General features: G+C 65.6%; 2 protein-coding genes and 1 pseudogene. All 3 read right to left on the bottom strand.

Going from position 1 to position 3,147, the window contains the following annotated elements; all coding sequences use genetic code 11:
- Positions 1 to 273: 273 nt before the first annotated feature.
- Positions 274 to 642 (bottom strand): hypothetical protein, encoded by a 369-nt coding sequence (locus ABZ370_RS36250; RefSeq protein ID WP_358630114.1) that lies wholly within the window; start codon positions 640 to 642, stop codon positions 274 to 276.
- A 3-nt stretch (positions 643 to 645) separates the two neighbouring features.
- Positions 646 to 1,092, bottom strand: a complete 447-nt coding sequence (locus ABZ370_RS36245; protein WP_358630112.1) for a YbaB/EbfC family nucleoid-associated protein — start codon at positions 1,090 to 1,092, stop codon at positions 646 to 648.
- A gap of 65 nt (positions 1,093 to 1,157) precedes the next feature.
- A pseudogene (locus ABZ370_RS36240) lies at positions 1,158 to 3,147 on the bottom strand (microtubule/TRAF3 and DISC1 binding protein); the annotation flags it as partial.

Raw genomic sequence — 3,147 nt, 5'->3', positions numbered from 1 at the left:
CGTCACTACTTGCTGAATGGTGTCATTGCCGCTGTGGTTCGCCACCGTGGACATGGCCTGCACAAAGCTGTCCGCCACGGACCGGGGAAGGGCCTGCTCCGCCCTCTGTATCGCTTCCAGAAGCATGGAGCGAATCTCGAGCAGCCCCTGCCCGAGGTTCAAGTAAAGGTCACGACTATCCCACGCCAGCCGCGCCCTCGCCTGCAACGGCTTCTCGCCGATAAGGACGAAGAGCATCGTACTGACGTCTTCGGGATACTCGATGTCGAACATTTAGCGCTTTCCGTCGTCCCCCGCGATGTCGGGCCTCTGCGACATCGCATCATTGATCTCGTCCCCAGTTTGCTGCTGGGTCCGCCTCATATCCCTCGAGCTCTGCGCCAAGGCCGACCGCAGCCCTTCCCCGAGGCCATCCAGGGAAGCGAGAATGTTGCCGATGGTTTTGTTCTGTTCCTGGTACACCGGGTCAGCCTTGTCGAAGAACTGGTCGTCGTATCCGGCCCAGCCTACGACGGCGGCCTCGGTGTTATGGAAGTCGTCGGAGACCTTCTTCACCGCCCCCGGAATCGCTCCTATCTCGGTCTGAAGCCGCTCAAGGTCCTCGGGGCTCCCCGTGTACTCACCGTAACCAGCCAATGCCATCCCTCACTCGGTGTCTTCGTCGATCTCGTCGCGCAGCCGGTTCCTGCGCGACCGGCCGGAACCGGTCTGGCCGTCGGCGCTCAGCGCCGAGCCGAAGATCCGGTCCCAGTCGAGGTCGATTCCCCGGCGCATCGACCCTTCGGGGCCGGGCTGGGTGAAGGGCGCGAAGGTGTCCATCACGCGGCGGGCTATCTGAGCTCGTCCCTTCTGAGCGGCCTCAAGGATCGAGGCGGCCAGTTGAGGGCCCGTCATGCTCTGGTGCTTGTTGTCGAGGAAATTCAGCTTCGTGAGCTCTCCCTGCGCGCCGACGGTCACCTCCACTACGCGATCGTTCGAGCGCACCGTCGCGGAAGCCTGCCGGAGATCCGACTCCGCCCGCGCGACGGCGGCCTGAGTGGCCTCCAGTTCGGCCATGGCCTGGGCTATGCGCTCCTGCAACGGTTCGGTCAACGGATGCTCCCACGAAGGTGGATAGAGGTCGTTATGCGGCATCGATCAGCGCGAGGGTGCATCGGCTAGCGACCGATCACGGCCGGCGAGCCTCCCTCGTCGGTGCCCCAGACGTCGTCTTCTTCCGGCTCCCAGACCTCGCGCTCACGGTCGCTGCTCTCGGTCTCCGCCTGTCCGGGCGCGCCGCCTCCACCCGGAAGGAACGGGTTGCTGCCGCTTGTATTGACGGTTTGCTGACGGTCGTCGTACAGACCGCCCTTGCCGCGCGGGGGGGCGCTCCGGCGGTTGCTGACCACATCGCCACTGTCGATCACATTGCGTACGCGTTCGGAGGGACCGCCTTGGCCGCCTCCGCCCTGGCCGCCCATGCCGCCCATGCCGCCCATGCCGCCCATCGGCATACCGCCCCCCATACCGCCGCCCATCTGGCCGGGGCTGCCCGGCGGCGGCCCGCTGTTCAGGGGGGTACGGTTGCCCGAGGACTTCGAGGACGTGTCCTCCGATGAGCCGGACCCCCCCGCCGGACTGTCGTCGTACGGCTTGTCGTCGTACAGCTCCTCCTCGTAACTGGAGTCACCGTAGTCGTACGTGGGCGGGTTCAGGCTGCTGGAGCCGCCACCTCCGGAGTCGCCCTGGCTGTAGTTGGGCGGCGTGCTGTTCCCGTCGTTGAGGTGACCCGTGGTCGTCGTACCGTCCGGGCTGGTGATCGAGGTGGCGCCGGTGTCCGGATCCACCTTCGAGATACTGCCGTCGGGATACTCGGTGACCACCTGCCCCTGCGGATCCAGGTGCGTCGTGCTGCCGTCGGGGTTGGGCAGTGAATCATCCGAGTTGAGCGGCCCGGAATACGAGCTGCCATCGGGCCTGGTGATGGTCGAGGACTGGGAATCCGGGTCGACTATTGACTGCGTGCCGTCCGGGAATTCCGTCACGACCCGACCCTGCGAATCTATATGCGACACGCTGCCGTCGGGGTTGGTCAGCGAGTCGTCGCCGTTGACCGGTCCGGAGATGTTCTCCGGCGAAGGCTGTGGCAAGTCGCCATCGTTCAGTGCACCATTGAGCTGCTGCTGTTGCTTCTGATACTCGTCCTGCCGCTCCTGCTGTTGCTGCTGGACCTGTTCCTGCCGGTCCATCTGCTCCCGCTGGAGCCGCTCCTGCTGCTCCATCTGGTCCCGCTGGAGCCGCTCCTGCCTCTGCTGGTTCTCCTCCTGCTTCTGCTCCTGCTCCTGCCGGATCTGTTCCTGCTTGGCCTCCGCCTCGGCCTGCTTGGCCTCCGCCTCCTTCTCCTTCTGCTCCTGCTCCTTCTCCTGCTCGACCTCCTTCTGCTCCTGCTCTCGCTGCAGCTCCTCCTGGCGCTTCTGCTGTTCCTGCTGAAGCTGTTCCTGCTTCTTTTCCTGTTCCTTCTGCTCGGCCTCCGCCTCCTTCTCCTTCTGCTCCTGCTCCCTTTCCGCCTCGGCCTTCTCGGCCTCCGCCTCCTTCTCCTTCCGCTCCTGCTCCTTCTCCTGCTCGACCTCCTTCCTGGCCATTTCCTTGTCCCGCTTTTCCTGTTCGGCCTTCTGCACAGCCGCCTGCTGGAGCTGGAACGCCTGCGCCTGCCGTTGCATTTCCTGCTGGTTTTTCTCCGCCGCGGCCTGCTTGGCTTCCTGCTCCTTCTCCTTGGCGGCCGCCTCAGCTTCCGCCTCCTTCTCCTTCCGCTCCTGCTCCTTCTCCTTGGCTGCCGCCTTCGCCTCTGCCTCCTTCTCCTTCCGCTCCTGCTCCTTCTCCTTGGCTGCCGCCTCCGCTTCCGCCTCCTTCTCCAGCCGCTCCTGCTCGGCCTTCGCCTCCTTCTCCTTCCGCTCCTGCTCGGCCTCCGCCTCCCTCTTCTCCTTCTCGTACTTCGCGTCAGCGGCGGCCTTGTCCGCCGCCGCCTTGTCCTCCGCGGCCTTCTTGTCCCGCGCGTACTTCGCGTCAGCGGCCGCCTTGTCCGCCGCCGCCTTGTCCTCCGCGGCCTTCTTGTCCCGCGCGTACTTCGCGTCAGCGGCCGCCTTGTCCGCCGCCGCCTTGTCCTCCGCG

Origin of the sequence: Streptomyces sp. NPDC005962 (genome assembly GCF_040629205.1) — a bacterium.
Lineage (GTDB): Bacteria > Actinomycetota > Actinomycetes > Streptomycetales > Streptomycetaceae > Streptomyces.
The sequence above is the reverse complement of the archived record's forward strand: the minus strand, read 5'-3'. Positions and strand labels throughout refer to the sequence as shown.

Bases quoted from the DNA above. Each gene is read 5' to 3' on its own strand.
- ABZ370_RS36250 (WP_358630114.1), bottom strand. From the start codon at position 642: ATGGCATTGGCTGGTTACGGTGAGTACACGGGGAGCCCCGAGGACCTT.